The organism is Frankia sp. CoBUL1 (assembly GCF_978021245.1).
Map to the genome: position 1 here is coordinate 1 of NZ_CDXDOS010000191.1, position 6,675 is coordinate 6,675.

Annotated in this window: 5 protein-coding genes; 3 read left to right on the forward strand and 2 right to left on the reverse strand. The window is 69.1% G+C overall.

The annotated features are described in order from the left end of the window. Positions 1–322 precede the first annotated feature (322 nt). The 3 genes from AC08OX_RS13285 (at position 323) to AC08OX_RS13295 (ending at position 3,152) form a co-directional block, all read left to right on the forward strand. Complete coding sequence (locus AC08OX_RS13285) at positions 323–1,315, forward strand: alpha/beta fold hydrolase (protein ID WP_476608106.1); 993 nt, start codon at positions 323–325, stop codon at positions 1,313–1,315. 307 nt (positions 1,316–1,622) lie between these two features. Further along, a complete protein-coding gene (locus AC08OX_RS13290; RefSeq protein WP_476608107.1) occupies positions 1,623–2,669 on the forward strand; it encodes an aldo/keto reductase in 1,047 nt (348 codons plus the stop codon). Between the two features lie 177 nt (positions 2,670–2,846). Continuing rightward, on the forward strand, positions 2,847–3,152 hold the full coding sequence (locus tag AC08OX_RS13295; protein WP_476608108.1) for a hypothetical protein: 306 nt from the start codon (positions 2,847–2,849) through the stop codon (positions 3,150–3,152). A gap of 130 nt (positions 3,153–3,282) precedes the next feature. Here the strand turns inward: AC08OX_RS13295 and AC08OX_RS13300 are convergent, their stop codons facing one another. After that, entirely contained in the window at positions 3,283–3,720 is a 438-nt protein-coding gene (locus tag AC08OX_RS13300; protein WP_476608109.1) for an SsgA family sporulation/cell division regulator, read from the reverse strand. Positions 3,721–4,059: 339 nt separating this feature from the next. Beyond that, a partial coding sequence (locus AC08OX_RS13305; protein WP_476608110.1) for a WD40 repeat domain-containing serine/threonine protein kinase occupies positions 4,060–6,675 on the reverse strand: 2,616 nt, incomplete at its 5' end.

Here is a 6,675-nt window from a genome sequence, read left to right on the forward strand (position 1 = left end):
CCAATTCATAGCCACTTAACGCAACAGGCCGTCACACCACGCGACCTTCGCGCAGCCCTGGCCTCTACGCCGGTGTTCTTCCCGTCCGCGCTTTCTCCCGATCCGCGCTTTCTCCCGATCCACGTGCTCCGCCGATCGACGCGCCCGCATGACTCGTCACTACCGATCCGGCTATTCCTCGTCGGACGCCTTGGCTCCGCTCGGCGTTGTCGAGATTTCCCGGGCGCATCGCATGAGCCGAAGATTCGCCTCCTGCTCAGCGAGCCCCCGATCACCCGATCGGGGGCTGTCCGACCCCGCGAGACGCGACCATGGAGATATGGTGATCTCGGTGGAGCGGCGGGTAGCGGTGGCGGCGGGTCCGGAACATCTGGAACTGCACATCGAAGAGCTACGGCCAGAGGGTTTCCCACTCGACGATCCCCCGCCGGAGATTCCCTGGTCACCGACTCCCCCGCTCCCGGGCCGCCTTCGGGCGGACGACCGTCCCCCGAACGAGACGCGGATCACGGACAAGACACAGATCGCGGACGAGACACGGACCATGACGTCGGACGACAGGCCGGCGACGATCCGCGGCGGGGGTGGCGACATCCCGGTCCTGCTGCTACACGGGATCGCCGGCAGCACGGCGGACTGGGCCGCGGTGGCTCCGGAGCTCGCCACGTCCCGCCGTGTGATCGCCTACGACCAGCGAGGACATGGCGCGAGTGGCTGGGCCACGACGGGCCGAGCGGGTTACAGCTTTGATCAGCTGGTGGCGGACCTCGCGACGGTGGTCGACGTGCTCAGGCTGCCCGCCGTCCACCTGATCGGCCACTCGATGGGCGGGGTGGTGGCGCTGCGCTACACGCTCGACCATCCGGGACGGGTGCGGTCCCTGGTTCTCGCTGACACCGCGGCCGCTCCCGCCACGGGCACGGGCGGGATCACGAAGCGGGTCGTGTCCGTCCTGCTGGCAGGGACGGCGGCGATCGCGACGGCCGTCCACGCCGGCCGGAACCGCGCGGTGGCGGGGCTCGGCCGGATGGATCCGAACGCGATCGTCGCGCTCTGGCGGGACCTGAGCAGCTATCCGTCCCTCACGGACCGGTTGGGCGAGATCCGCGCCCCGACCACCGTCATCGTCGGTGAACGGGACTTCAGTCTTCGTGACGCCGCCGAGACGCTCGCCCGATCCGTGCCGGACGCCCATCTCGCGGTGATCGCCGGTGCCGACCACAATCCACACGCGAGCCGCCCGATCGCCTGGCTGACCACCGTGGAGGATCACCTCACCCGCGCCGACCAGATAGCCACCGATCTCATCCGCTGATGTCGGGCCATGCCTGCCGACCGGTTGACTTCGAGTGCGCTCCCACCGCTATGGTCGGCGCGAGGCTGGCTTCCTCCCTCGTCCGCAGGTGGGGGATTCCCGGACCTCGCGGGCCGGGTTCCTGCTTCTTTTCCCGACGGGAGGTCCCGACGGATGCGCCACCGACTACCGTCGGTTCGGTCTCTCTCCATCTCCACAGGATCTTCACCGGCGAGTACGGCTCGTCTTCTATCCGGCCTGATGCGAAAGGGGGTGAGCGGCGTTTCCTCCTCCGCGTGGACGCGGGGGTTTCCACGCCGCGCATACCATGAAGTACCGCAAACTCGCCCGGACCGGCGTCGAGGTCAGCACCCAGTGTCTCGGCGCCATGATGTTCGGCGCGTTCGGCAACACCGACCACGACGAATGCGAACGCATCATCCATCGGGCCCTCGACGCCGGCATCAACTTCATCGACACCGCCGACATCTACTCTCAGGGTGAGAGCGAGGAGATCGTCGGCCGGGCCATCAAGACCCGCCACGACGACATCGTCCTTGCCACGAAGTGCTTCAGCCCCATGGGCGACGAGCGCAACTCCCGTGGCGGCTCGCGGCGCTGGATCATCCGCGCCGTCGAGGATAGCCTGCGCCGCCTCGGCACCGACTACATCGACCTTTACCAGGTCCACCGCCACGACTGGGACACCGACCTCGAGGACACCCTCGGCGCCCTGTCCGACCTCGTCCACGCCGGCAAGGTCCGCTACCTCGGCTCCTCCTCCTTCCCCGCCGACTGGATCGTCGAAGCCCAGTGGGCCGCCCGGCGCCGTAACAGCGAACGGTTCGTCTGCGAACAGCCCCAGTACTCCATCTTCGCCCGCTCCATCGAAGAAGCCGTCCTGCCCGCCGCCCAACGCCACACCATCGGCATCATCCCCTGGAGCCCGCTGGCCGGCGGCTGGCTCACCGGCAAGTACCGGCGCGGCGAGCAGGCTCCGGCCGGATCGCGCTACTCGTCACAGGGCTTGCTCGGCCGCCGCCAGGGTCAGGCACTCTCCGAGGACCCGCACGCACCCGACCGCTTCACCGCGGTGGAGGAGCTGACCACCCTCGCCAAGCAGGCCGGCGTGTCCCTCACCCACCTCGCGCTGGCCTTCGTCGACAGCCACCCCACCGTCACCTCGACCATCATCGGGCCCAAGACGCTCACTCAGCTCGACGACGTCCTCCTGGCGGCCGAGATCACCATCGACCAGGCGACACTCGACGCGATCGACGAGATCGTCACCCCCGGCACCGACATCGCCGGCACCAACCACCACAGCGGTAACCCGGCACTGCAGCCGGGTTACCGGCGTCGGACGGCCCACTGACGGACGAACCACTGACCAGCCCGACCATGCCCACCCCCGACCAGCCACGTTTCTCGACGCACGGCACCACCGAGCCGGTCGGCGCCGCGGCATCTCCGGAGGCAGACAAGCCGTCTTCCGGATCCTGAGACGATGCGCTACAGTCGCCCGAGTCAGGCAACATAAGGGGGGTTCAAAATGAGTGTCATCGTCGCCGTGACCCTGAAAGTCGATCCAGCCGCTCTTCAGCAGCTGTTCGCATCGAAGGCAGACATCTTCACATCCATCGCCGAGCAGGCAAAAAAGGTAGGAGCCTTGCACCATCGTTTCCTTGCCGGCCACGGGCAGGTCATCATCCTCGATGAATGGGATTCCACGGAGGCGTTCCAGGAGTTCTTCACCAATCAGCCTGAGATAGCCGCCCTCATGCGGGATGCCGGCGTCGAGGGACCCCCGGAGATTCAGGTCTGGCAGCCGATCGAAGGCGCGCCCGACACCTTCTGAGCGGGCGCGCTGGACACGGGCGGGGGACGGCTACGGCTCCCCGTATCCGCGCCGCGGAACGGACCGGTACCCCGCCCAGAATCGTCATTACCAGAGTTCATGGTGAGATCTTTGAGAACACCCGAAGCGGTCAGGTGTTCCGAGTGCGCAGCAGCATGTGAAGCTCGTTGTCCCAGTCGATGCCGTTGCTCTCCCGCCCCGCTGGAACCTGCCCGTGGCAGTCGGCGAGAAAGGCAGTGACTTTCGACTTCGCCAACTCGAGATCGGCATGCCCCGACGGGCTGGACAGGGATACCATGATCACAGACTGCCCCCTGGACTTCGTCGGCCGGATGCGCACGTCGCCGGTCCCGGCGGGAACCTCGATCCCTTCGGCCAGCAGCGCGCGGGCGAAGATCCAGGTGATGGCTTCTTCACCGGGACGTAGGATCAACTCGATGGCGAAGGGATCAGCCGGGTCATAACGGAGTGTGCCGGAGATCGCCTCTCGCTCCCCCTCCTCCGTGACGTAGTCAACGGATAGATCGCGCGCCACGACATGCGCGGGCGTCGAGCTGTGACGGAGCATCGCTGCCTCCCAACACGGTCGGATTCGACACTGTTCAGCATCGCGCCCGGCGACGCTCGGTTTGGCCGCCCGACGGGCCTCTCTGGACGGGCGGATCAACCCGGCACGGCTAGGCCGGTCGGCATAGCCGGCGAGTAAACGCAACGTCACGGTTCCATCGCTATTTTGTCGCGGTTTCGGCGACCCCACGTCGAGAGATTCCGGCCGAGTCCACCGACGGGTGCGGCGATGACCTCGTCACTGGCCCGACGGGTGTCGACGCTGGCCGTCGTACCGGTGGGAGGGAGCCGGCCCAGGCCGTCAGGACCATCCGCCCCCACCGGCCGACCCGTCGTCAGCTCAGCCGCAGGGAGCCCGGTAGCCCATATCTCTGAAGGCAGTGCTCCATTCACCGGCGGTGATCCGGTTCGCCGGATCGGCGCACGCGGTGTCCGCGAGCCGGCCGGGCTCGGCGTCCCACAGCCGCAATGTCCCGTCGTGACCAGCCGAGACGACGACGCCCGTGCCGGAGACGAAGGCGATCGCGCTGATCGGCTGGGTGTGCCCGTGCCACTGGGTCAGCAGGATCGGCGTGTCCAGGCGGGAGATGTCGGTCAGCCGGACCGTCTCGTCATCGCCGGCGGAGGCGACGACGTCGGCACCCGGCTCGAAGGCCACGCTCTGGATCCCGCCCAGAGAGCCGGTGGCGACGCCACGGGCGGGATTATCCGGATACCGCACCTCCCACAGGCGCACCGTGGCGTCGACGCCGCCGGAGACCAGAACGCCTCCGTCGCCGGTGAAGACCACGGACCGCACCCCACGGCTGTGCCCGCGCAGGATTCCACCCGCGGTCGGCCGCGCCGCGTCCCGGATGTTCCACAGATGGACGGTGCCGTCCTCACCAGCGAACGCGAGCGGGGTGCCGTTAGGCGCGAAGGCCATCGAGCGCACTCCCCCGGTCTGACCGTCCGCCCGGACGCGCTGCTTCGGACGCGCCGGGTCCGTGACGTCCCACAGCGCGACGATGCCGTCCGCACTCGCGGACCCGAGAGTGTTGCTGTCCGGGCTGAAGGCCACCGACTTCACCGCGTCGGTGTGGGCCTGGATGGTTGACCATCGGACCATCTGCTCGGGGTCGTGCAGGTTCCACAGTCGGATTGTGCCGTCGGAATGACCCGCGGCGAGCAGGCCACCGTCCCGGTTGAACGCCAGCGACTCGACCCAGCTGCGGCTCGGCACCGAGACGGAGGTGCGCCGGACCAGCTCGGTCCGACCGACGACTTCCCATAACGTGACCGTTCCGTTGTCGCTCCCCGCCGCGATCCAGTGCCCGTCCGGGCTCACCGCGAGCGCCAGCAGGGCACCGGTCCCGACGGGGATGGTGGTCGGGGTGATCCCGGCACCGAACAGCGCGATCATCGCGCTCCGGGTCCTGGCCGAGCGCGGCTCGGCGCGGTAGGCCGCGAGCGCGAGCCGGCGAGCGAGTCCCGTGTTGCCGTCCTGGAGGAGCAGCGCCCGTTCGGCGACCGCCTCAGGCACGCTCATCTCGGTCCGCGAGCCCCCGCCCCTGGTGGACACGATGGCAACCGTCGTCACGAGCACGGTGACGGCGGCCACCAGGGCAACGATGATCAGCGGACGTCGGTTGCGGGCCCGGTCGCCCGGTGGCGCGGCGGACGGGGACCTCCGCGACGACGAGGACGACCGCTGAGACGAGGACGACGAGGACGCTCCTCGCCCGGGGTCCTGGCTGTGTTCGTCCTCGGTCCAGACCGTCACCAGAGCATCGGCGAGGGACGACGAGCCTGCGCCCGGCCGCCAGCGGGCATCCGGCCCGGACGGTGACGCCTCGCTCCCCGACGAGGACGACCCGAGCCCGGGAGAAGAGGTCGGGCCCGGAACCGACGACGGGCCGGACCGGGCTGGTGCCCCGGGAATGCCCGGCCCCGGGAACGAGATCAGGTTCGCGGGCGGCGGGGGTCCGATCGGCTGATGGCCGGTGACGGGCGTGATCGGACCCGCGAGGTCGGCGTCGCTCGCCGACGTTCCGGAGGCGCCGCCGGGGGACGTGTTCAGCGGCCGGATCAGCGCGGTCACCTCGGACAGGGACAGCCCCTTGACCGCCATCGGGGCTTCGACACGTAGGTCTAGAAGGCGCGCGTAGAGCTTCTCGGCGGTGGGTCGCTCCGCCGCTGCCTTGCGCATCGCATCGGAGACCAGGGGCCGCAGGCTGTCCTCGAAGCCGTCAAGCGTCGGAAGATCGTTGACCGTCCGGTACAGCACGCTGGGAGCGGGGCCGTTACCGAACGGGTAACGACCGATCCCGGCGAAGATGAGGATACCGCCCCAGGCGAACACGTCCGCCGCCGAGGTGACCTGCTCGCCCAGGGCCTGTTCCGGCGCCATGAACGCCGGCGTCCCGAGCTGGCGATCCCCGCTGAGTACCGTCGCGGAGTCCAGGGCGCGCGCGATACCGAAATCGATCACTTTCGGCCCGAGCCGGGACAGCAGGATGTTGGACGGCTTCAGATCCCGGTGCACGAGTCCGGCCCGGTGGATCGCCATCAGCGCGGTGGTCATGCTCACCGCCAGCTGATGAAGCTCCGCCGGGGTCAACGGGCCGCGCGTGCCAACCGCCTCGGACAGCGTCGGCCCGTCGACGTACTCGGTCACCAGATAAGGCGGATCGGCGGTGATGTCGACGTCGAGGACCGCCGCCGTGCAGAAACGAGCGACCCGCCGGGCGTTGTCGGCCTCCTGCTTGAGCCGGCTGCGGAACTCGGCCAACCGGGCGAGATCCGCCCGGATCAGTTTGACCGCGACCAGACCACCGGCGGCGTTCTCCCCCAGGTAGACGGTCCCCATCCCACCCGCGCCGAGACGCCGCACCAGCCGGTACGGACCGACCTCGGTCGGTTCGGAGGCCGCACGATCCGCGGGTCCGTCCGCGGGTCCACTCCGGCCGGGTGGGTG